The organism is Solidesulfovibrio magneticus RS-1 (assembly GCF_000010665.1).
Lineage (GTDB): Bacteria > Desulfobacterota > Desulfovibrionia > Desulfovibrionales > Desulfovibrionaceae > Solidesulfovibrio > Solidesulfovibrio magneticus.
Map to the genome: position 1 here is coordinate 938491 of NC_012796.1, position 23033 is coordinate 961523.

At 66.4% G+C, this 23033-nt stretch carries 13 protein-coding genes; 8 read left to right on the forward strand and 5 right to left on the reverse strand.

Annotated features, from left to right (window positions below):
- The first annotated feature begins 149 nt into the window (after positions 1-149).
- The 8 genes from upp (at position 150) to DMR_RS04100 (ending at position 16017) form a co-directional block, all read left to right on the forward strand.
- Entirely contained in the window at positions 150-776 is a 627-nt protein-coding gene (gene upp, locus DMR_RS04065) for a uracil phosphoribosyltransferase (protein WP_012750404.1), read from the forward strand.
- Between the two features lie 44 nt (positions 777-820).
- Positions 821-2068, forward strand: a complete 1248-nt coding sequence (locus DMR_RS04070) for a uracil-xanthine permease family protein (RefSeq protein WP_043600046.1) — start codon at positions 821-823, stop codon at positions 2066-2068.
- A 564-nt stretch (positions 2069-2632) separates the two neighbouring features.
- Positions 2633-4798 carry a hypothetical protein gene (locus DMR_RS04075; protein ID WP_232502872.1) on the forward strand — a complete coding sequence of 722 codons (2166 nt, stop codon included), beginning with the start codon at positions 2633-2635 and terminating at the stop codon, positions 4796-4798.
- 408 nt (positions 4799-5206) lie between these two features.
- Positions 5207-6877, forward strand: a complete 1671-nt coding sequence (locus tag DMR_RS04080; RefSeq protein ID WP_043600048.1) for a glycosyltransferase — start codon at positions 5207-5209, stop codon at positions 6875-6877.
- Positions 6878-6922: 45 nt separating this feature from the next.
- Complete coding sequence (locus tag DMR_RS04085) at positions 6923-8902, forward strand: hypothetical protein (RefSeq protein ID WP_012750408.1); 1980 nt, start codon at positions 6923-6925, stop codon at positions 8900-8902.
- Between the two features lie 4 nt (positions 8903-8906).
- A complete protein-coding gene (locus DMR_RS25555) occupies positions 8907-13766 on the forward strand; it encodes a tetratricopeptide repeat protein (protein ID WP_012750409.1) in 4860 nt (1619 codons plus the stop codon).
- Complete coding sequence (locus DMR_RS04095) at positions 13766-14854, forward strand: glycosyhydrolase (protein ID WP_012750410.1); 1089 nt, start codon at positions 13766-13768, stop codon at positions 14852-14854. Before DMR_RS25555 ends, DMR_RS04095 begins: the two co-directional genes overlap by 1 nt.
- Positions 14855-14871: 17 nt before the next feature.
- Positions 14872-16017 carry a polysaccharide deacetylase family protein gene (locus tag DMR_RS04100; protein ID WP_012750411.1) on the forward strand — a complete coding sequence of 382 codons (1146 nt, stop codon included), beginning with the start codon at positions 14872-14874 and terminating at the stop codon, positions 16015-16017.
- A gap of 468 nt (positions 16018-16485) precedes the next feature.
- Here the strand turns inward: DMR_RS04100 and rbr are convergent, their stop codons facing one another.
- From rbr to DMR_RS25560, 5 genes are all read right to left on the reverse strand, one after another.
- Positions 16486-17061 carry a rubrerythrin gene (gene rbr, locus DMR_RS04105; protein WP_012750412.1) on the reverse strand — a complete coding sequence of 192 codons (576 nt, stop codon included), beginning with the start codon at positions 17059-17061 and terminating at the stop codon, positions 16486-16488.
- 174 nt (positions 17062-17235) lie between these two features.
- On the reverse strand, positions 17236-17841 hold the full coding sequence (locus DMR_RS04110; RefSeq protein ID WP_012750413.1) for a redoxin domain-containing protein: 606 nt from the start codon (positions 17839-17841) through the stop codon (positions 17236-17238).
- A gap of 87 nt (positions 17842-17928) precedes the next feature.
- Positions 17929-18516 (reverse strand): peroxiredoxin family protein, encoded by a 588-nt coding sequence (locus tag DMR_RS04115; protein WP_012750414.1) that lies wholly within the window; start codon positions 18514-18516, stop codon positions 17929-17931.
- A gap of 114 nt (positions 18517-18630) precedes the next feature.
- Positions 18631-19797, reverse strand: coding sequence for a trans-sulfuration enzyme family protein (locus DMR_RS04120; protein ID WP_012750415.1), 1167 nt, complete (start codon positions 19795-19797; stop codon positions 18631-18633).
- Positions 19798-19865: 68 nt separating this feature from the next.
- The gene (locus DMR_RS25560; RefSeq protein WP_148208351.1) at positions 19866-22919 is read right to left on the reverse strand and encodes a glycosyltransferase family 39 protein; all 3054 of its coding nucleotides are present in this window, start codon (positions 22917-22919) and stop codon (positions 19866-19868) included.
- Positions 22920-23033: the final 114 nt, after the last annotated feature.

Genomic DNA, 23033 nt, shown 5'->3' on the forward strand with positions numbered 1-23033 from the left:
TCCCATTTTTCTTGACCGGACCCGGCCAAGCCGGCACAACTCCGCCGGGCGCGTCTTGCCCATGGCCTGGGAAGGCCGTTTCATGCTAGGCCCGGGAAGCGATAACGCTGATCCGGCCCCTGTCCCACCCATAACCCAGGAGCGCGTCCATGCCCGTCACCGTCGTCGACCATCCGCTGGTGCGCCACAAGCTCGGCTTGTTGCGCGAAAACAACATCAGCACGAAAAATTTCCGCGAACTGGCCAACGAAATCGGCCGGCTGCTCACCTACGAAGCCACCAAGTCCCTGCCCACCGAAAAAAAGACGATCCACGGCTGGGCCGGCCCGGTGGAAGTGGACCAGCTCGTGGGCAAGAAAATCACCGTGGTGCCCATCCTGCGGGCCGGCCTTGGCATGATGGACGGCGTCGTGGACATGATCCCCGGCGTCAAGGTCAGCGTGGTCGGCATGTACCGCAACGAGGAAACCCTCGAACCGGTGCGCTACTACGTTAAGCTGGCCAAAAAAATCCACAAGCGCCACGCCATGATCCTCGACCCCATGCTGGCCACCGGCGGCACGCTTGTGGCCACCATCAACCTGCTCAAGGAAGCCGGCTGCCGCCGCATCATGGGCTTGTTTTTGGTCTGCGCCCCCGAGGGGCTGGCCCGGCTGGAGAAAGAGCATCCCGACGTCGAGGTCTACACCGCCGCCATTGACGAGCGGCTCAATGAAAACGGCTACATCCTGCCGGGGCTGGGCGACGCGGGAGACAAGATTTTCGGCACCAAATAGGGGGCGCGCCCGGGCGTTTCCGGGCGCGGCGCAAGGAGGGAGACATGGCTTTGGACACGGGCAAGGACTACCAACTGCGGCTGCGGGATTTTCCCGTGGGCGCGCAAATGCTTTTCGTGGCCTTCGGGGCGCTGGTGCTGGTGCCGCTTTTAACAGGCCTTAATCCCAACGTGGCCCTTTTTTGCGCCGGCGTGGGCACGCTCATTTATCAGGTGCTGACCAAGTTCCGCATTCCGATTTTTCTCGGTTCCTCGTTCGCCTTCATCGCGCCCATCATGTTTTGCGTCAAAACCTACGGCGTGCCGGCCACCCTCGGGGCCCTGGCCTGCGTGGGACTAGCCTACGCCGGGGCGGCGGCGCTCATCAAATGGCGCGGTGTGGGCATTCTCATGAAGCTTCTGCCCACCATCGTCACCGGCCCGGTCATCATGGTCATCGGCCTGATCCTGGCTCCGGTCGGGGTGTTCATGGCCATGGGCAAGACCGGCGACGGCGCGGCCGTGCTCTATCCCCAGGCCACGGCCATGGGCGTGTCGTTTTTCTCCCTGGCCGTCACCGTGCTGGTGGCCATCCGGGGCCGGGGACTGCTCAAGCTCGTGCCCATCCTGTGCGGCATCGGCGCGGGCTATGTGGCCAGCCTGTTTTTGGGCCTGGTCGATTTCGCCCCCGTGGCCGCCGCGCCCTGGTTCGCCATGCCGTCCTTTGTCGGGCCGGAATTCAATATCGACGCCATCCTGGTCATCGTGCCCGTGGCCATCGCCCCCATCATCGAGCATTTTGGCGGCGTCATCGCCATCGGCCAGGTGACGGGCCGCAACTATCTGGAAAACCCCGGCGTCCACCGGTCGCTCATGGGCGACGGCGTGGCCACCTTCCTGGCCGGCTGCCTGGGCGGACCGCCGCTCACCACCTACGCCGAAGTCACGGGCGCGGTGTCGTTGATCAAAATTTATAACCCGGCGCTCATGACCTGGGCCGCCGTCACCGCCGTCTGCCTGGCCTTTATCGGCAAGCTCGGGGCGCTGCTCCAGACCATCCCCACCCCGGTCATGGGCGGCATCATGTTGCTGCTGTTCGGGGCCATCATGGTGGTCGGGCTCAACTCCCTGGTGCGCGAGGGGGCCGATCTCATGGAGCCGCGCAACATGGCCATCGTGGCCCTGGTCATCGTCCTGGGCATGGGCAAGATGGCCTTTTCCTTTGGCGGCATCCATCTGGAAGGCATCGGCCTGGCCGGCGTGGTCGGCGTGGTTTTAAACGCCGTGTTGCCGCGAACGGCCAAGGACGCCTGAGCCGGGGCGTCGCCGTGCCGGCGAGGCGGCTTCGTCAATCAGCTCGGCGGCCGCATGCATGGCTTTGCCGTGCCGTCGCCGGCTATCCCGGCGTGCAGGGCAGGGGAGGCCTCCACATCCCCGCCCCGGGCCGCTTGCGGCCCGGGCAATGCGACCAAAAACGCGCCCCTGAAGTATCCGGGGCGCGTTTGTTAATGGCGTAAAGTGGCACGGAGGTTGCTGCTTGATTCGACAATCGGAGGGTATACCCATGTTTGTCGAAAAGCTTGTCTTGGTTTCCCTGGTGGTTGCCTGCTGTTTCGTGCTGTCGCGCCTGGCCGACGCCGTGCTCAAACCCCGGATTGCCGATTAACGAAATAAGAAAGTGAAACGTCGGGCCGTGCGTTGGTCCGGCAGGCTGCTTGCGAAACCGGCCCAAGGGCCGGTTTCGCTTTTTCGAGGAACACCCCGCAGCACCATTGCTTGTGGAGGAGAATTCCCTATAAGGGAAAAATGGAAAACAGGACTCACGCTTCTTGCCGGCTTCGTCATGTTGGACGTGGTATCCTGGCCCTCGGGCTCGTCTTGGTCGCGGCTCTGTCCCTGGCCGCCGCCGCCAGCGCCGCGACGTGGTACGTGGACGCGGCCGTCGCTTCCAGCGGCAACGGCGCATCCTGGGCCACTGCTTTTAAAACCATCGAGGCCGGCCTCAATGCCGCCGATTCGGGCGACACCGTGGAGGTGGCCGGCGGGACCTACGCCGAATCCCTGACCACGGTCAGCGCGGGCGTCACCGTGGTCGGCAGCGAGACAGAAGGCAAAAACGGGACGGTGCGGGTGCTCGGTTCGGCCGGATCGAGCGTGCTGACCTCGGCCCACCAGACGGTCTGGCGGCGCATGACCTTTGACGGTTCCCAAAACGCCGCCGACAAGTACGTGGTGACCATCACCGGTGGCGCACCCACTTTCGAGCAGTGCGTCATCGGCCCGGGCCAGAAGCTGCTTAACGTCGGCACGGGCGGCGCGACTTTTTCGCGCACCACCATTCAGGAAGCCCGCCGGGGCGACCGGGTCTACTCGGCCGTAATCCAGCTCAACGCCGGAACCGGCGCGCCCATTGTCTTCGACTACTGCCTGCTTGGCGACATGGAATACGGCTACATCAACGTCGTGACCGCCTCGCGGATCGATTTCAACAACTGCCTCCTGGCCGGTTTTTGGGGCGACATGCTGTACCTCAACTCGTCCAGCGACTATGTCGCCACCGTGCCGAACGGCGTCCATCTGACCAACTGTCTGGCCCTGGGCAACGGCTTTGCCGCCAATGCGGTGATCGAAAATCAAAGCGCGGTCGCCCCGGTGACCCTGACCAACTGCCTCATCCAGGACAAGGCCCCGGTGGATATGACCGGCGTCAAGTACATCGGCGCCGTCACCGAAGTTTCCCCCTTGACTCCCGGCTCGCCCAAGCTCACCCACGGCCGCCGGCCGGCGCTGCTCAATCTCGGCATCGACGACGCCGCCAACGTCGGGTTTTTCGCCCAGGTGGCCGCCCTGGCCAACAGCAGCTACGGCATGAAAATGACCTCGGCCGTGGACGCCGCCGACGCGACCTCCGGCGACTGGTCCACGCTGCAGCCCCTGGTCAACGCCGGCCACGAGGTGGCCGCCCACAGCGCCCGGCATGTCTATTTGCCCGAAAACAAGCTGATGCAGCTCACCTATTCGGGTTCGGGCACGAGCGCCGCCGTCACCATCGACGGCGGCGGCACGGGGACGCCGGCCACCTCGCTGGCGGTTTCCGCCGTCGGCGATCCTGTGGCCAACTTCAGCCTGAACCTGAGCGCTGCCGCAACCGACACCATCGGCGAGGTCTGCACCGCGATCAACGCCAAGTCCGGTTTCAACTGCGAGCTGATCACCATCGCCGGCACCACCTACACCAGCGCCCCGGTGCTGGCCCGGGATCTGGCTCAGGTGGCCGGCGTATCCATTCAAAATGTCACCGCGAACCTGCTGCGCGACGACGCCCAGTTTTTCGCCGATGAAATCACCGCGCCCAAGGCGACCATCGAGGCCAATCTCTCCGCCGCCGCCGGCGGCGGCTCCTATGTTTGCACGAGCTTCGTCTATCCCTTCCTCGGCGAGGACGCCACGGTGCGGGCCGCCGTGGCCGGGGCCGGTTACAGTGCCGCCCGCAGCGGCTATGAAGGTTCCAGCGCCATGGGCGGCTTCTATACCGGGACCACGCCGGGCGGTTACGACGCGCTCAACATCTGGGCCGTGCAGCCCGGCAACGTCTTTGGCCGCAACCTCGACGCCACGACCTTGGCCCGCCGGGTGTCGGCCTTTTTGGAATGGGCCAAGTTCAACGGCGCGGCGATCTCGCTTTTCAGCCACGGGGCCAATGAATACTCCCTGTCCGAATGGTCGGCGCTGCTGGCGCTGATTGCCGCTGACCAGGACATCACCGTGGCCACCCTGGCCGACATCCAGGCCTATCTGGCGGCCAACGCCCAATCCGTCGCGAACCTCGTCTACACGCGCACGGTCTGGCCCGACATCGCCAATTACCGTCCCCTTGCCGGTTCGACGCTTTTGGCAGCCGGCACCGCCTACGCCACGACCAGGACGGATTTCGGCGGCCAGAGCGTGCCGGCCGGAACAACCCCCTCGGTCGGCCTCTACCAAAGCGGGACCGCTTCTGGTGCATTAACCCCGGCTCCGCTTCTTCTGCTGTTGTTACAGTAACCCTCCCGGCTTCTTTCCTCCCTTATTGCAGCCGCAGCGACATGCTGCGGCAATGCCGTTTGTATTGTAACGACCTGCCGTGTTCCATGAACGATGGAGGCGGCGGCTGTCCGATTTTCTGTGGCTTCAGATTTGCAATTATTCGCTGCGTAAGGCGTTTGGCCCTGGCCGTGAAGTGGAACTGGCCGGCTAGGGGCCGGCGGGGTTGTTGAGAAGTAAATATTTCAAGTGTGTTGTGTTCAGGCCGTAAGGCAGGCCGAGCGAAACCGGTCCTGGCCGGCGCCAGGTTGGACGCTACGGCACGTCGCAGATTGTAACAAAGTGAAACGCCGCTCCGGTGATTGTAGCCCGAGAGCGGTTTGACCGGATCCGATGCTTCGACACCGTGCAGCTTTGGAGGGCGCATCCATGACGGAAGTATTTCCCAGACAAAAACCTGATCGCCGTTTTCTTCCGGACATACCCTCAAAGCAGCACACGCGGCGTCTTTCCGGGCCGCGCTATTTCTCCCAAGGGCAGACCGACGTCTACAGCGCCGACGGCAAGTACCGCTATACTTCCGGACGAACTGTGGACATCTCCGAGGGCGGCATGCTGCTTGTGCCGGACAAGCCGCTGCGGGTCGGCGACAATGCGGTGCTGCGATTTTTTTTGAGCGCCGGCACCATGCCCGAAGGTTTTGAATCCTTTGTCAAGCTGCCGGCCCGGGTGGTGCGGGTGGATTCGGCCTCGGGGCATGTCGGTTTCGAGTTCGCCAACCCGCTGTCGCAGTATCTTCGCCGTAAACGCTGGCGGTATTTCGAGACAGCGTCCCTCCTGGGCATCCTGCTGGCCCTGATCGGGGTGTGGTTCATCAAAAAGGAGAGCATTTTCTACTTCTGGTTCGACGTGCCGGTTTTTCTCTACGGCCTGTGCGCCGTGTTCTATCTGCTGTCGCGCTTTTTCTTCGCCGCCCTCTACCGGCCCTACAAGATCACGCCCGGCTACCAGCCCAGCGTCACCATCGTCATTCCCTGCTTCAACGAGGAAGAGTGGATCGAAAAGACCATCCACGGCTGTCTCAACCAACTCTATCCCGAGGAACTGCTCGAAGTCATCGTGGTCGATGACGGCAGTTCCGACAACTCCGTGGCCGTGGCCCGGGCCGTGCGCGACAAGATTTACGACGAGGCCGGGGACCGGCTCATTGTCCATGCCTTCCCGGAAAACCGGGGCAAGCGCCATGCCCTGGCCGCCGGAGCCCGCATGGCCAAAGGGGAGCTCGTGCTCTTCGTCGATTCCGACAGCTTCCTGCAGCCCGATGCCGTGCTCCACGTGGTCCAGCCCTTTCACGACCCCCACATCGGCGGCGCGGCCGGGCGCTGTGAGGTCGAAAACAAGTGGACCAACGTTTTGACGCGAATGCAGGCCGTTCGCTATTTCATCGGCTTTCGCATCTTCAAGGCGGCCGAGAGCATCTTCGACGTGGTCACCTGCCTGTCCGGCCCCCTGGCCTGTTACCGCCGGACCGTGCTCATGCGCTACCTTGACGCCTGGGAGAGCCAGACGTTCCTGGGGCGGCCGGCCACCTTCGGCGATGACCGCAGTCTGACCAACTTCATCCTGGGCAGCCACTACGCCGTGTACCAGCACACCGCCGTGTGCAACACCATCGTGCCCTCCACCTACGGCAAGTTCTTTACCCAACAGATGCGCTGGAAACGCTCCTGGCTGCGCGAGAGTCTGCGGGCCTGCAAGTTCATGTGGCTCAAGGAACCCTTCATGGCCATCTCCTTCTACCTGGGCCTTATTTTGCCGGTCATGGCCCCGGTGGTGGTGCTGCGGGCCTTTGTCTTCATGCCCGCCGCCTACGGCATCTGGCCCACCATGTATTTGGCCGGCGTGCTCCTTATGAGTGTGCTGATGTGCACGTCCTATCTGCTGCTTAAGCGGTCCAATCTGTGGCTTTACGGCGTGCCCTTCTGCTTTTTCTACCTCTTCGTACTCCTGTGGCAGATCGTCTGGGCCTTGCTCACCTTTTGGAAGTCGGAGTGGGGCACACGGGCGTCCAAGTACGACAAGTCCATGGCCATGGGCTAGCCGCCCCGGTAAAGGCAACAATCCTTCAGACACGGGACGTACGCCATGAGAAAATGCTTTCGCTACCTCTTACAATACGCCATCCTGATCGTATTTGGCTATTTCATCTACCAGACGGCATTTCGGCGTGAAACGCCGCCGGTCCATGACCGGGCTGCCTGGACCCAGCGCGATGGTTTCGTGGCCTTAAGCTACGGCGGCATCACCATCGACGAACGCGTCCATTCCCTGGTCACCAAGGAGCGGTTGCGCGAACAGCTCGCCGCCTTGGCCAAGGCTGGCTATGAAACCGTCACAACAGATGATCTTGTTGATTTTTATACCAAAAACAAGCCGCTTCCGGAAAAGGCCCTCTATCTGATGTTCGAAGGCGGCCGCAAGGACAGCGTGCTGTTCAGCCAGCCGGTGCTGACCGGTGTCGGGTTTAACGCTGCGCTCTACCTCTATGGCGACCATCTGACCGGCTGGAACCGGTTTTTCGTGCGCCAAAACGAGCTGCGCAAGATCGCCGACAATCCCTTCTGGGACGTCGGGGCCATGGGTTTCCATTCCGAACTCATCAACCAGACCCCCTCGGGCGGCTACGCCTACTACCTGACCGAACGTCTGGCCGCCGCCCCTGGCCGGCCCGAGGAGAGCTTGGAAGCCTTTGGCGTCCGGGTGGCCGAGGATTTCACCCTGGCCCGGAGCTCCATCGAGACTCTCGGCAAGGTCACGCCCCAGGGCTACGTCTTCATGCCGGCCAACACCCTGGGCGTGAGCCTCCCCGAAGCCCTTGCCCGGCCTAACGCCGAGGCCCTGGCCGCCAACTTCCCCCTGGCCTTTACCCGCATCGGCGAGACCTACAACAGCCGCGACGTCGATCCCCGGCGGCTGACCCGGATGCAGGTCGCTCCGGACTGGAGCGCCGAACGGCTGCTGCTGGAAATCGAATCCCGCCAGCCCCGCTCGCGCTACATGGACTTCACCCAGACCGTACGCCAGGGCCTGTGGCAAACGACCCTGGGCGAGCTGACCGCCCTGGGCGACACCCTGGCCCTGACCCCGCCCGCCGGCAAGGACGGTTTCGCCCGCCTGCGCGGCACCGAGGGTTTCGAGAACTTCACCGTGCAGCTCAAGGCCATGCCCCCCGAGGGCGACGGCGCGGCCCTGGTCTACCTCCGCTACCGCGACTTCGAGTCCTTCCTGCGCATCCGGGTCACGGCCCAGCGGGTGACGGTCCAGGAAAAGACCGGCCCGACGCTTAATACCATCTTCCAGTACGTCCTGCCCCTGGACCACGCCGGATCGGTTGCCCTGGACGCCTGCGTCAAGGGCAACCGGCTGCTGCTTTCCGTGGACGGCAAGGCCGTGGCCAACTATCCCATCCCGCTCACCGCCGAGACCCGCCGGGGCAGCCTGGCCCTGGGCGCCAGCGACGAGAGCGACGCCGCTCCCCAGGCCGCCGGCTTCTCCGAAATGCGCCTGGCCACCTTTCCGCCGCGTTGGATAAGCGCCCAAAACATCGCCGATGTGCCCCTGGGCGACGCCCGCACGCTTACCGCCGTGGTGCTGCCCACGGACAGCCTGGAGGCCGATCCCCTGCGCGACGCCGCCGCGCTCATCACCGCCGCGGCCGGCGGCGTGGAGGTCCATCTCGACCTGTCCGGCCAGGACCCGGCCGTGGTGGAGGAAGCTCTGGCCCGGGTGGCCGACGCTCCGGCCGGTCTGGTCTTCTCCCGGCTCCTGCGCGGCTTCGTGCTGACCCTTGGCAAGCCCGAGGATCTCGGCCGGCTGATCCAGGCTGCGGCCAAGCTCAAGGCCAAGGGCTACGCCGTGGCCCTGCGGGTGGAAGCCGGAGCCGTGCCAAGGCTTGTGGAAGCGGACCTGGGCCTGGCTCCGGACTGGCTGCTCTTCGACATGCCGCCACCGGCCGACGACGCGGCGACCACGGTTTTGGAAAACCGGTTCGACCGCTCCCGCATGCTCTACCGGGCCGCCTCCCAGGCCGGTTCCGCAACCGTCTCCTACGAAGTGAAGAGGTAGCGCCATGGCACTGAAAGGTATTGTTCTCACCCTGGCGTTGACCCTGGCCGCGCCGGCCACGGCCCTGGCCGCCGACGCTTCGGTGGTGACGCTGCTGCGTCAATCCCAGCAGGCGGCAGCCCGGGGGCAGCTCGACCAGGCCATGGATATGGTCAACCAAGCCCTATCCCAGGACCCGGCCTATCCGCCCCTGTGGAACCAGAAAGCTTCCCTGCAAATCAAAGCCAAGGACTATGCCGGGGCCATGCAGACCCTGGCCGTGGCCCTCAAGGTCGAGCCGGATAACATCGAAACCAATGTCCTGGCCCTGTCGGCGCTCCTGCGCCTGGACGAGAAGGCCGGCGGCAAGGACCCGGCCCTGGCCCGTTACGCCGCCGGCTTAAGCGACGGCACGGCCGGAGCGTTGGTGTCCGACCTGCTGACCCGGCCCGGGGCCAAGGCTGACCTGCGGCGCTTCCTGGCCGCCTGGACCCCGGCCTCGCCCCAGGGCCAGGCCATGTCCCGGCTGGCCGCCGGTTACGCCTCGGGCGACCCGGCCGCCATGGCCGAACTGGCCGGGGCCGAAGCCCAGGGGCCGGCCAAGGCCGTGCTCGGAGCGCTGCAGTTTTATGCCGGCAAGGACATGCTGGCCGAGAAAAAGCTGGCCGTGGCCCAAAAGCTCCTGGAGCAGGCTGGGGCCAACGGCTATGACAAGGTGGCCGTGGCCGGCGAACTGGGCTGGGTGCTCTATAATCAGGGCCATCAGTCCGCCGCCGCCGACCTGTGGGAAAAGGACTGGCGCAACGCCCCCGAAGTCGGCCGCTGGGCCGCCTGGATCGCCGACGCCCGCCTGGCCGCCAAGGACTACAAGCGCGCCGCCGATTTCCTGGAAAAAAGCCTGCAGTTCGACCCGAACAGCGCCGTGCTCCAAGGCCAGTACCTCCTGGCCCTGACCGCTTCGGGCCAGGCCGAGGCGGCCGAGAAATTCGCCGCCTCCCTGGCCGACGCCCCGGATCAGGACGGCCTCAATTTCGGCAAGGCCCTTATCGCCTTAAACGGCGGCCGCTACGGCGAAGCCGCCGAGAACCTGGCCCGGATCAAGAACCGCCGCCCCTTCCGCGACCAGTTCATCGAACTGGCCAACCTCATGGTGACCAAGCTCGGCCAGTCCGGCGACTCGGCCAAGATCGTCGCCGACCTGCGCGCCCTGGTCGAGGGCATGGACATCAAACCTGAAATCATGCGCGACGTGGGCTGGCGCATGTGGGCCGCTCACCGTTACGACGCCGCCCTAGCCTTTTGGAAGGAAGCCCTGGCCGACGGCCTGGGGGGCAACGATCCCCTGGTGGCCCGGGTCGTGCCGCTTTTGATCGAGCAGGGCAGGGTGGGCGAGGCCATGGCCATGCTCAAATCCCAGGCCCCGGAAGTGAGCCAGCTCGGGCTGGCCTGGAGCCTGGCCGCCCAGAACCGCTGGGATTTGGTGGCCAAGCTGGCCCCGGGCCTTCCGGCCGGTCCCTACGCCGATCTGCTGACCGCCATGGCCGGCCTGCAAAACGGCCAGATCCCCATGGCCCTGGACAAGTTGCGCGCCCTGGCCGGGCTGTCCGCCTCCGGGCTGGGTCAAGCCGCCGTGGCCGGCTTCAACGCCGACGGCCAGCCGGTCAAGGGCGCGCTCACCCCGGCGCTGGCCCGTGAACTGTATCTGCGCATCAGTCGCACCCTGGCCGAACAGCAAATCCTCGACGGCTTTTTCTTCCTGACGCCGCCAGCCTGGGCCGCCGGGGTTGCGCCCAAGTCCCTGGCCGCCGTCCAGGCCGAAGCCGGCAAGGCCCTGTGGCGGGCCGGACGTCTGGCCGAGGCCTCGACCATGCTCACCGCCGCCCTGGGGGCCGATCCGTCCCTCAATCCGGCCAGGCTTTACCTCGCCCTGGTCAAGAAACGCCAGGGCCAGACCGCCGAGGCCCAGGCGCTTTTGTCCCAGGCCCTGGCGGGGGCGTCGCCCTTTGATCGCGACTACGCTCTGGGCGAATTCGCCTATCTCGACGGCGACAAGGTCCAGGCGCTGACCCACTTCCAGCGCTGCCTGGCCCTGGCCCCGGCCGACGACGCCATGCGGCTTCGGGTCATTAGCCTGCTTGCCGGCGAAAACCGTTTCACCGAAGCCCGGCAGTACGCTGCCTGGTACGACGCCCAAGTGGCCAAGGGCGACCGGGCTGTTTTCGGCACCGCCGCCGTGGTACGCCTGGAACTCGGCGATCCGGCCGGAGCCGAGGCCCTCTACCGCAAGCTCCTGACCCAAAATCCCAATTCCCTCGACTACCTCGGCGGGCTTGGCCGGGCGCTTAATCGTCAGAGCCGCTACGCCCAGACCGGCGCCGCCCTTGGCAACGCCTACGCCGCCTCGGCCGATCCGACCCTGGGGGCGCTTTTATGCGAAGCCTCCTCGGCCCAGGGCGACTACCGCGAAGCCATTCGCCTGGCCGAAGTCGGGCTGGCCCGGTCGCCCAAGGACCGGGAGCTGCTGCGCCTGGCCGCCGAAGCCGCCGAGTTTGCCAAGAATCTGCCGGCCTGCGAAGGCTACGTGCGCCGCGTCCTGGAACTCGACCCCGACTCCCTGACCATGCAAAACATGCTTGGCCGGGTGCTTCTGGATCAGGAAAAGTTCCCCGAGGCCGAGGAACATTTCCAGGCCATCCTGGCGAAAAACCCCCATCAGCTCTCGTCGCTGCGGGGACTGCTCAGCGTCTACCAGCTCTCGGGCAAGGCCGACAAAGCCTACAAGGTGGCCAAGGCCCTGCGCGAGGCCGCCCCGGACGACGCCTCGGCCCAGCTTAAGTTCGCCATCGCCGCCGCCGGCGACCATGCCTTTCGGCCAGCCTATCCGATGCTCGAAAAGCTCCACGAGTTCGGCCCCGGCAGCGGCGTGCTGTGCCTCTATTACGCCGACGTGCGCGACGCCGAAGCGCCGGGCAAGGTGCGCCTGTCCCAGATGATCGACCACATCCGGGCCGTGGCCGGCGTCGGCGGCAGGTTCCTTGGCGTCGAGGAACTGGCCGCCCGCCCCGTGGGCGACGAGGCGCGCAAGGAAAAAACCGGCAACACGCCGCCGACCGTGGTGCTCATCGTGGACCGCACCGACGCCGCCGTGCTGGACAAAATCGACCGTGAACTGGCTGCCGTGGGCGGCAAGGCCGTGCTGGTGGTGGGCGGCGAGTCCCTGACCCCGGGCACACCGTATCTGCCAGACGCCGCGCAAGTAGCCCGCCTGCGCCAGACCGGCCGCTGGTCCCTGGCGCTTACCGACCACAATCCGCCAAGTGTGCCCGCCCCGGGCGGCGGCAAGATGAGCCTGTGGTACGCCGCCGGAGCCGAAGCCGGCGAGGCCGGCGATGCTGGCGCGCGCCTCAAGGCCCGGCTGGCCGCCCTGGACCCCAAGGGCGAGATTCTCGGACAGACCCGGCCCGTCTTCTTCTACCCCGGCGGGGCCGCTCCCGAGGAACTGCTCACCGGCCAGTCCGAGGCCTATCAGGCCGTGGTGGCCGAAACCTTCCCCATGGCCTTTGAACTCGGCCCCGAAGGCTTCTGGACGCCGGTGGCCAACCCGCGCCAGATCGGCTCCAAGGCCGTCTCCCCGGCCATGGACGCCGCCGCACTGCAAACCTGGCTGCGCGAGGCCGACCCCATGCGCCAGGTTTCCCTGGAGCTGGCCAAGGTCTATTCCTGGCAGGAACAGACCGGACAGGCCGAGAACTACTTCGAGGAAGCCGCCTCCCTGGGGCTTAATCCCTCGGAAGTGACCTTCAACCGGGCGGTCAACGCCTACTACGCCTACGACGACCCCACTGCCCTGCACTTGGCCCAGCAGGCCATGGCCCTGGCCCCGGACAGCCTGCGCGCCGCCGAGCAGCTCTTCCGGGCCGAACTGCGGGTGCGGCCCAAGGCCGAAGCCATGGCCACCACCTGGTGGGACAGCGACAACCGTCGCTACTGGTGGACCGGCCTTGGCGGCAACTACCACGTCCGCGACGACCTCATGGTCTTCGCCAAGGTCGGCCTGGTGGAGTGGTCCATCGTGAGCTACCAGCGCCGGGGCTACATCCTCAAGGCCTACGCCAACGCCTTTGAAAACGGCGAGGTGTCGGCCGAGGACCTCTACGACATCGCCAACTCGCGTTACACCCAGTCCCTGGGCGGCCAGGACGTCACCGTGGGCGGCCGCTGGTTCTTCCACCCCGAATACTGGCTCGAACTCCAAGGCCAGCTGACCACCACCGACGGCGGCCCCAGCGGCTGGGTCAACGGCCAGGCCACCGTCCACGGCCCCATCGCGCCCAAGGGGGCCAAGATCGACGGCACCTGGGAGATCCAGGCGGCCCACGAGCGCATCGACACCGTGGAAGCCATCACCGACCAGATCATGGCCAACCGCTTAAGCCTCTTCACCCATACCCGCATCCTCGACTTCTGGGATCTCTTTATAAACGCCCACGGCATCTCGCGTACTGACGGCAACAACACCGGTTCCATCGACGGCCGGCTGCTGCGCCGCCTCATCGAGTACCCGCTGTTCTCCCTGGGCTACGCCTTCCAGTTCGCCAACAGCGACCGCAACCCCATCCAGTACTGGGCGCCCCAGGATCTGGCCACCCATCTGGCCTACGGCTCGTTCGGCTACGCGCCCAGCAAATGGTTCAACGTGAACGGCAGTGTGGGCTACGGCGTCTCCAGCGACCGCAACAACAGCTGGCGCGAAGTCTGGCGTGCCAACGCCGGCATGGACATCACCATGCGCGACAGGTTAAAGCTGTCGCTGAAGTACTCCTACTTCAGCACGCCGGACTATAACCTCAGCGAAGCATGGGCAGGAATAAGCTACACCTTCTGATGATCAAACGGGCCATGCGCCAGGGGTTTTCCCTGGCGCTGGCCCTTTTCGCGGCCGCTTTTTTGCTCGCCTGCGTGCGCCCGGCCGGCCCGGCCTCGGCCCAGTCCCGGCCCGCCGCGCAGACCGCTGCGTCCCTCGTCAATGACCGCCTGTCCTGCTGGATCGCCGACTGGGATCTGGCCCGGGGACTGGCCGAATGGCGGGCCCACCCTGGACTCTTCGACACCGTGCGCGTCTTTGCCGCCTACTTCGACGAGGCCGGCAAACCCGCCCTGGCCCCGGCCTGGGCCGCCGCCATCGGCTCCGACGTGGCCCGGGTCTTCGGCCCGACCCCGGCCTTCCTCACCGTGGTCAACGACATCGCCACCCCCACCGGCAAGGGCAACAAGCTCAAGGACCCGGAATTGGTGCGCCGCCTCGTCGGCTCCCCGGCCGCCCGGACTACCCATATCGCCGATCTCCTGGACCTGGCCGGACGCTCCCGCTTTGCCGGCATCGAGATCGACTACGAAAACGTGGCCGCATCCGATTGGCCGGACTTCTGCGCCTTCATCAGCGAGCTGTACCCGGCCGCCACGGCCAAGGGACTGGCCGTTTCGGTGGTGCTCCAGCCCCAGCGCCGTTTCCTGGCCGCGCCCCTGCCGGCCGGCCCGGCCTACGTGCTCATGGGCTACAACCTCTTCGGTTCCCATTCCGGCCCCGGCCCCAAGGCCACCCCCGCCTTCCTGGCCGAACAGGCCAGGTCGCTCCGGGCCATTGGGCTGCTCGACGCCACGGCCCTGGCCCTGGCCACCGGCGGCTTCGACTGGACCGAGGCCAAGGCCGCCAAACAGTTCACCGAGTCCGAAGCCGCCGCCCTCATCGCCCAGAAGGGGGCCGCTCCGACCCGCTCCGATCCCGACGGCTACCTCGTCACCCGCTACCGCGACCCGGCCGGTAAGGAACACGAAGTCTGGCACGCCGACGCCGCGACCTTCGCCACCCTCTGGCAGGCCGCCCAAAACGCCGGCTTCTCCCGTCTGGCCGTCTGGCGGCTGGGCGGCAACTCCCCGGCGCTTTTTACCTGGCTCGCCACCCTCAAACACTGACCTTCGGAGGTTCCTCCGTGTTCCGCATCGGCCACCATTTTCTCGGCGGCGTTCTCGCCTGCTTGCTCCTTCTCGCCTTGGCCGACGCCGCTCCGGCTCAAGGCCTGTCCGACGCCACCCGGGGGGTCCCGCTGCCCGGCAAAGGCCCCCGCGCCTACGTCAATCTCATCATCGACGACTTGCCCAACCTCGACCTCTGGGGGCAACTCGCCGACGACGCCGACGCCTTTGGCATGAAGACCACCCTGGCGCTTAATACCGCCAAGGCCACGCCCGCCGACTACGCCGCCATGGCCGCGCGCGTGGCCAAGGGACACGAGATCGCCAACCACACCCGCGATCACGTGCCCGTGGCCCCCTCCGGCGTCATCAAACTTCGCTTCTTCAGTCCCCAGGCCAAATCGGCCTACGCCGCCGTGGACAGCCAGGCCAAAATCCTGCGCATCATCGTCGATGACAACCCCAAGCCCCTGGCCGAACTGGATCTCGCCGAAAACGGTCGCTATCCGACCCTGCGCCAGCTCACCGATGCCTTAAACAACGTGCGCGGCGTCGCGGCCGAACTCGGCGACCCGTACTACGCCAACATCCAGTCCCGGTTCCTGGCTGAGCGCGACAAGACCGACATCTTTTTCAAAAACGCTTTCGCGCCGCTGTTCGTCGATATCCCCGCCCACGCCCGCTACGAAATCCAGGGAGCCGACGAAGACATCAGCGCCGCAATGCCCGGCTACACCGTCAAATCCATGGTCTTCCCGTTCCTCGTCTCCGATGCCGCCTCGCGCCAGGTCACCAGCGAACTGGGACTGACCTGCGGCCGCGTCGGCACCGCCGGCAACGCCGCCCTTGGCGCGCCCGGCGGCTACGACCTCTACCGCATCTACGCCGTCAAACCCCGCGACGCCTTCGGCGCCGACCCCGCCTCGCCCCAGTTTGCCGCCAAGGTCGCCAGCTTCCTCAAAAAAATCAAAGAAGTCGGCGGCGTCCTGTGCCTCTACTCCCACGGCCCCGACGAGTTCACCAACGAACAATGGAAAGCCCTGCTGCCGCTGCTCGCCGCAGACAAGGAAATCGCCTACGTCACCCTCGGGGAATTGGGCGATTTCGTTCGCAAAATAGCCGTGCTGCGCGACGGGAAGTACTACCTGCCCCAGGCCAAGTAGGGAGCAGGGGAGAGTAGGAAAAAGAGTCGGGAAGAGGGAAGAGGGAAGAGGGAAGAGTGCCTCCGGCGGCCAAAGGGGGTGACCCCCTTTGGAAACCCCGGATGGGGATGGTAAGGGAAGGGGGCGCAGCGGCGGGCGGAGGTGCCTGAAGCGCTTTGAGCGCTGGCGCGCCAAGGGCTACCCGGCACGGGACAGGTGGGGGCGCTTAACGAGCGCACAAAAATGCGAAGCGGACGGATTTGCGCGAGGCTTTGATCGCGCAAATCCGTCCGCTTCGCTGGCGAGTTGGGGGCTTGAAATGGGCGGTTGCGTCTGGGCGGCTTCCGCCCGGGCGCAACCGCCCATTGCAAGCCCCCGTCTTCTCTCGGGCCGCCGCCCGCCGACGATCCTCCGCCCGACCGTCCACCCCCCATGTCGGGGGTCCGGGGGGCTGAGCCCCCCGGCCGCCGGAGGCATCTTCAAATACTACTACCAATTTTCAGGCGCGATCTCGAAATAGGCCTTGGGGTGTTCGCAGGCCGGGCATTTGTCCGGGGCGTGGTCGCTTTCCATGGGGTAGCCGCAATTGCGGCAGCGCCAGAGGATTTTGCCGTCGCGTTTGAAGACCTTGCCGTTTTTGATGTTGTCGGCCAGGGCGGCGTAGCGGCGTTTGTGGAAGCCTTCGGCCTTGGCGATGTGGCGGAAGGTGTCGGCCACTTCGGGGTAGCCTTCCTCGTCGGCGATGGCGGCAAAGGAAGGATACATGTCGTTTTCCTCGTAGGATTCGCCGCCGGCGGCTTCGAGGAGGTTGTCCATGGTGCTGGCGATGACGCCGGCCGGGAAGGCGGCGGTGATTTCCACTTCGCCGCCTTCGAGGTATTTGAACAGGCGTTTGGCGTGTTCTTTTTCCTGGTCGGCGGTTTCGGTGAAGATGGCGGAAATCTGCTCGTAGCCTTCTTTTTTGGCCACCGAGGCGAAGTAGGTGTAGCGGTTTCTGGCCTGGGATTCGCCGGAGAAGGCGATGAGGATGTTCTTTTCGGTCTTTGAGCCTTTGAGCGATTTCATACGTCCTCCATTCCTGTTATGCGATGGTGCGGGTTCCCCTCACGCGGGGACGGTCGGCATGTTGGTCAACGCCGGTCTAGAGTTGCGTCGCCGGATGCAAGCAGCAAGGAGCTTGGCAGTCGGCAAGCGGCGCAACGACGCGGCCATGTGTCGGGCTATGGTATGGCGCGGCCGTTATTTTTCGGCGTGCACCTTGGCCATGGCTTCGAGCAGCGGGCCGAGGTCCGGCCTGGCGTTGATGTCATGCACATCAATGAAGCGGATCACGCCTTTTTTGTCCACCAAAAACAGCGCTCGTTCGGAGACGCCGTCGCTACGCAGGATGCCGAGCTTTTGGGCCAGGCCGCCGTGGGGCCAGAAGTCCGAGGCCACGGGGAACCACAGGTCGCCCATTTGCCGGGTCCAGGCGTAGAGGGTGGGGATATTGTCCACGGTGATGCCGATAAGGGCGGCGTCGTTGTCCTCGAAGATGTCCCGGGCGATGTTGTAGCCGGGCCATTGGCCGGAGCAGACCGGAGTCCAGGCGGCGGGCACGAAGGAGATGACGAGATTTTTCTTGCCGATGTAGTCCGAGAGCTTGACGCGCGGTCCGGCCACGGTCGGCAGGTCGAAGTCGGGCATGGGGCTGCCCACGGCCACGGCGAGTTGGCTGTCGGTGGGCGGCAGCGTGGGCACGGGATAGATGTTGCCGGCCAGGCCGCCCGGGATCGGGGCGGCGGCCAGGGCGGGCGCTATCCACAACAACGCGGCCAGGGTCAGGAGCGGAGCAATGCGGCGCATGGCGGTTCCTTGAGGGCGTGTTTTTTTGCAAGGCCATTGCAGAGCGGCAAGGGAGCAAGGCAACCAGACAATCGGGCGAGTAACGCGCTAGAGGCCGGCCTTGGCGACGACGTCGGCCAGGAAATCGGCCGGGGAATGGATGAGGCCGAGGTGGGCGGCGACGATGGTGAAGCCCTGGGGCGTCTTTTTAAGCACGTAGTAGTAGGGTGTGCCGACCTGGCCCACGGCGCTGTGGACGGCGAAGGTGGCGTCGGAAAAAAGGGCGAACGGGACTTTGAACTTCTTGCGGAAGATGTCCACCTCGGTGTCGGAGTTGCCGGCGCCGATGCCGATGATCTTGACGCGATCAGCCAGGCCGCGCTTGTCGATGAGCGCGGCCAGTTCGTTGACGGTGGGCGCGTCACGTTGGCAAAACGGGCAGTACATGCTGAAAATTTCGACGATGAGCACTTCGGCCTTGACCTTGGCCATGGGCGTGGGGCCATTTTGGGGAATGCCGAGGCTGTCGGCCAGTTCCGGGCTGACGGGGCCAATGAGCGGCACGTCGGGGAAGGCGGTCCCCACGGCCAGGGGCTTGGCCCCCGGGGCCTCGGAGGCTTCGGCGGCCAGGGCGTGGCTACCGGGTGCGGCCAACAGGATGAGGGCGGCGAGGATGCCGAGGGTAAAGGCTTTCATGCGGCCTCCGAAGGGCGTTTGGCGGCCTGGGACAACGGCCTGGGTGACGGGAAGGGCGGCCCCGCGCCGCCTTGTGCTTGTATAAGCATTTCGCGGCGCGGGGCAACGGGGGAATCAAGCGACGCCGGCGGCGTCCATGGCCTGGGCGAGGTCGGCGATGATGTCGGCGGCGTCCTCGCAGCCCACGGACAGGCGCACCAGGGTGTCGCCGACGCCGATGGCCAGGCGATCCTCGCGCGGCATCTTGGCGTGGGAAGTCACGGCCGGGAAGCAGGCCAGGGATTCGATGCCGCCCAGGCTCACGGCTTCCAGGACAAGTGTCAGGGCGTCCATGAAGGTCCGGGCGGCCTCGGGCGAGCAGTCCAGGGCAAAGGACATCATGCCGCCAAAGCCGAGCATTTGGCGCTTGGCCAGTTCATGGCCGGGGTGGGTGGGCAGGCCCGGATAGTGGACCGCCGAGATCCCTTTGCGGGCGGCCAGCCACTCGGCCACGGCCTGGGCGTTGTCGTTGTGCCGGGCCATACGCAGGGACAGCGTCTTCATGCCGCGCTCCAGCAGGTAGCAGTCGTAGGTGTTAAGCGTCTGGCCGAAGTTGATGGCCCGCTCCTTGACGGCGTCAACAAGCGCCTTGGGGCCGGCCACCAGGCCGCAGTTGAGATCGCTGTGGCCGTTTAGGTATTTGGTGCCGCTGTGGATGGACAGATCGAAGCCCAGGGCGAGGGGTTTTTGGTTGATGGGCGAGGCAAAGGTGTTGTCCACCATGGAAACAAGCCCCCGCTTCCTGGCCATGGCGGCCACGCCTTCGAGATCAATGACGCGCAGCAGCGGGTTGCTGGGCGTTTCCACGAAAACGGCCCGGGTGCGCTCGGTGACGGCGGCTTCCAGCCGGCCGGCATCGGCCTGGGGGACCATGGTGAAGCCGATGCCCAGACGGGTCAGCTCGGCCATGAGAAACCGGTGGGTGCCGCCGTAGAGGTCGGCCTGGAGCACCACATGGTCGCCGGTTTGGAGCACGGCTAAAAGGCTTGAGGAGATGGCGGCCATGCCCGAGGCCAGGGCGATGGCGGTCTCGGCCCCTTCCAGGGCGGCCAGCTTCTCGGCCGGGGCGGCCTGGGTGGGAATGTTCAAGTAGCGCGGGTAACGGTAGGCCCCTTCCACGTCGTCGGCGGCCATGTAGGCAGCGGCGGTATGGATGGGCGTGGTGACGCCGCCCACCCGGCGGTCAAGACGTTCGCCGGCCCGCACGCTGCGGGTGTTTTCCCCCATCTGCGACAAGTCCATGGTCGTTCCTCCTTGGCGTCGTGCCTACCGGATAACCGTAGCCCGGACAGGGGTGGTTGCCAAGGCCATCACTGGCGCTCCAGCTCCGGCGGGAAGGGGATGGGCGTGGTGTCGGCGGCGTAGCAGACGGCGTTGGCCCCGGGATGGGTCAGGCGCATGACGGCCGGGCCGGTGGGCAGGTCAAAGGCGGACAGGGCGCGCGTGTCCAGGGCCAGGGTCAGGGCCATGGCATCGATGGGCCGGGCGTGGGACCAGAACTGCGCTCCATCGCCGGTCATCTCCAGCCGGATGGTGAGCATCCCCGAGATTTTTTCCAGGGGCAGCTCCAGGCGGTAGGGTTTAAACAGTGGCGTCCAGCCGCCCAAGCGGTCGCTGACCAGGGACAGGACCGGCCGGAAGCTCACGCCGCCATCGGTGGAGACGAGTACATGGGCGGCGTTTTTACCCTCTGGATCGTTGGCGACCCGGGGATAGACCGTAACCGTGGCGCGCCGCATGGGAAAGCCGGAGAGGAAGGGAAAATCGGCCCGGCAGGGGGAGGCGTCCCGGCAGGACAGGCCGCCGTCGTTGTCGGCGTCGGGCACGGGGCGCACGTTTTGGGCCGCAGCCGGGACCATGGCGGCGAAGCGGGCCTTGGAAAAATCCGGCCGCCACCACAGCCGGCCCTGGCCCCCGGCGTTGACGGCCAGGGTCGTGCCGGCCGGCGCGGCCACCGGAATGTCCACGGCCTGGCCGGACAAGGTAAATGACGGCGCGTCCAGGCTGCCTGTCACGGTCAGGGCCTGTGCCTGGCCGCCCGTGCCCGTGGTTTCCATGGCCGGTTCCTGGGCGGACAGGCACAGGCGCGGGCCGGCCAGATCGGGATCGAAAAGCTCCACGGCCGGCGCGCCCGAAGCGTCGGCCAGCACGGCCACGGGCTGTTCGCCCGGGTGCGCGGCCTTGTAGGCGGCCAGGGCTTGCTGGCCGCCGGTAACGCCGGGCAGGTCGGCGGCGTCGGGCGTGGCGGCCAGGGCAAAGGGGCCGCCCGGGGCCAGACGCGGGATGGCCGGGTCGCCCCGGCCCAGGGCGCCGCCCCCGGCCAGCTGTTCCAGGATGGCCCGGGGGCCGGCCAGGGGGGGGGCCGTGCCGGACAGCCTGGCGGCAAGCGCCACGTCGTCGAGGTGGAGGTAACCTTCCTCCAGGCCCGGGGAGAGGGTCAGGCGCAGGGAGAAGCGGCGGCTGCCGGCAAGCCGGCCGGTCAGGTCGATGTCCCGGCCAAGCTTGCGGCAGGTGTTGTAGATGGGGATTTCCAGCAAGCTCGGGCAGGGGCCGGCGGCGAGGCCGGCGAAGTCAGCGTCGGTGAGGCGGGTGAGCGTTGCAAAGGGGCCGCCGTCGCGACTGACCTCGATGTCCACGAAGCAGGGTGCTTGGTGGCCGGCGTGGCGTTTGTACAGGCGCAGGCCGGCGGAGAGCGCGGCGGCGTCCAGGGTCACGCCGTCGGGGACCAGGAAATCGTAGCGCAAGATTCCGGGCCGGATGCCGATGGGGGCCAACAGCGAGCGTTCCGGGTCCGGGGCGAGGTTGGTGAGGCTTGCCGTGTCGGCGTAGACGCGCAGGTCGTCAAAGGTGTCGGCGTAGGTGAAGCGGCCCGACGCGTCCGGGATAAGCGCCATGGGGGCGCGGCGCACGATCCCAAGGCGTTGCGCCCGGGTGCGGAAGATGGAGATGGCGAAATCGGCCACCGGCGCGGCCCCGGGCAGCTCGACCATGGGCGCGCCGATGCTGTTTTGCACGGCCAGGACCCGCAGATAGCCGGCTTCGGGCGCGCCGGCCGTTTCGGCCAGGGGGGTAACGCGGCCGTTCAGATACCAGCCCAGGCCGAAACGCTTGATGGGCGCTTTGTAGCCAAAATATTCGACGGCCTCGGCCGGCCCCCGGGCCGTGGCCAGAAAGGCGGCCAGTTCCTTGTCGTAGCTGATGGTGTGGGACCACAGGCGTGGCAGGTCGCCGTACTGGGGCAGGGCCAGGGCGGCGGCCAAAAGGCCGGCCAGGGCGGTTTTTCCCCAGCCCGGGCCGGGCAGGAGCGCCCCCAGCGCAGCCGCGCCGTTGCCGGCCAAAAGCAGCAGCGCCGGCAACAGCAGCACGAAATGGCGGGTGGAAAGGATTTCGTTCATCTCGGACTTGGCCGTGATGACGGCGGCCACCGAAGCCAGGCTCGGCAGGATGACGAGCAGCGCTTGGAGCCATTGGCGACGCCGTAAGGCCGCAAGCAGTCCAAGCCCGGCCGCGATAGGGAGGATATACGGCCACGGCCCGGGGGCGGGATGGGCGTAACGTCCGAAATCGGCCAGCACGCCGGCAAAAAGCGGCCAGTCGAACCGGGCCAGGGCGCGCACGGCCGGGTTGTGGAAGGTCTCCTGGATGAAAAAGAGTCCCGGAAGCCAGGGCAGATAGGCCAGGCCGGCCAGGGCAAAGCCGCAAGCCGCCCAGGCCACGCGGCGGCGGTCGGTGGGCGCGGCGTCGGGGCGGCCCGGTATGTCGCGGCGGTGGACCAGGAGAAAGGCGGCGGCAAAAGCGGCCTGGGCGGCCAGGGCCGGCGCGCCGACGTAAGCGGTATAGAGCAGGGCCGCGCCCAAAAGCGCGTAGAGCAGCCAATCGCGCCCCCGGCCGCGTTTGAGTGCCTGCCACAAGGCCAGCTGGCTGGCCGAAAAGACCAGGAGCAGCAGGACATAGACCTTGATCGAACGGGAGGCGGCCACATGGTAGAGGCAGCCGGCGGCTAGCACCCCGCAGCCCAGGCCGGCGGCCGTGGAGAAAAGCGCCCGGCCCAGGAAAAACAGCACGACGACGGTCAGCGCCCCGGCCAAGACGCCCGAGAATTTGACCGCGTAGACGCTGCGGTCGAAGCCCAGGATGGTGTGTTCCAGGGCGTAATACAGGGGCGGGTGGAAGTCGTAGGTGGTGCGCGAGGGCCCGAGCCATTGCTGGATGCGGGCCATTTCGGCCGGAGCCATGGAGGCGCGGTCGAGCGCCAGCCAGTCGTCTTCCCACAGCGACTCGCGGTCAAGGTGGGGCAGCCGGGCGCACAAGGCCAGGGCGAAAAGCCCCAAGGCCAGCAGGAAGGCGGGCAGGTGTTTTGGCATGTCGGCGTTTCCTTGGTGCGCTCCATCCGGCGGCGTCGCGACACGCTTGTAGCGCCCACGCAACCGGGGAGCAAGGGCAGCGGCCGTTTTGCGGCCGCAAACGCCACAAGCACG

Coding starts and splice junctions, on each gene's coding strand:
- upp (WP_012750404.1), top strand. CDS start 150: ATGCCCGTCACCGTCGTCGACCATCCGCTGGTGCGCCACAAGCTCGGC.
- DMR_RS04070 (WP_043600046.1), top strand. CDS start 821: ATGGCTTTGGACACGGGCAAGGACTACCAACTGCGGCTGCGGGATTTT.
- DMR_RS04080 (WP_043600048.1), top strand. CDS start 5,207: ATGACGGAAGTATTTCCCAGACAAAAACCTGATCGCCGTTTTCTTCCG.
- DMR_RS04085 (WP_012750408.1), top strand. CDS start 6,923: ATGAGAAAATGCTTTCGCTACCTCTTACAATACGCCATCCTGATCGTA.
- DMR_RS25555 (WP_012750409.1), top strand. CDS start 8,907: ATGGCACTGAAAGGTATTGTTCTCACCCTGGCGTTGACCCTGGCCGCG.
- DMR_RS04095 (WP_012750410.1), top strand. CDS start 13,766: ATGATCAAACGGGCCATGCGCCAGGGGTTTTCCCTGGCGCTGGCCCTT.
- rbr (WP_012750412.1), bottom strand. CDS start 17,061: ATGAAATCGCTCAAAGGCTCAAAGACCGAAAAGAACATCCTCATCGCC.
- DMR_RS04110 (WP_012750413.1), bottom strand. CDS start 17,841: ATGCGCCGCATTGCTCCGCTCCTGACCCTGGCCGCGTTGTTGTGGATA.
- DMR_RS04115 (WP_012750414.1), bottom strand. CDS start 18,516: ATGAAAGCCTTTACCCTCGGCATCCTCGCCGCCCTCATCCTGTTGGCC.
- DMR_RS04120 (WP_012750415.1), bottom strand. CDS start 19,797: ATGGACTTGTCGCAGATGGGGGAAAACACCCGCAGCGTGCGGGCCGGC.
- DMR_RS25560 (WP_148208351.1), bottom strand. CDS start 22,919: ATGCCAAAACACCTGCCCGCCTTCCTGCTGGCCTTGGGGCTTTTCGCC.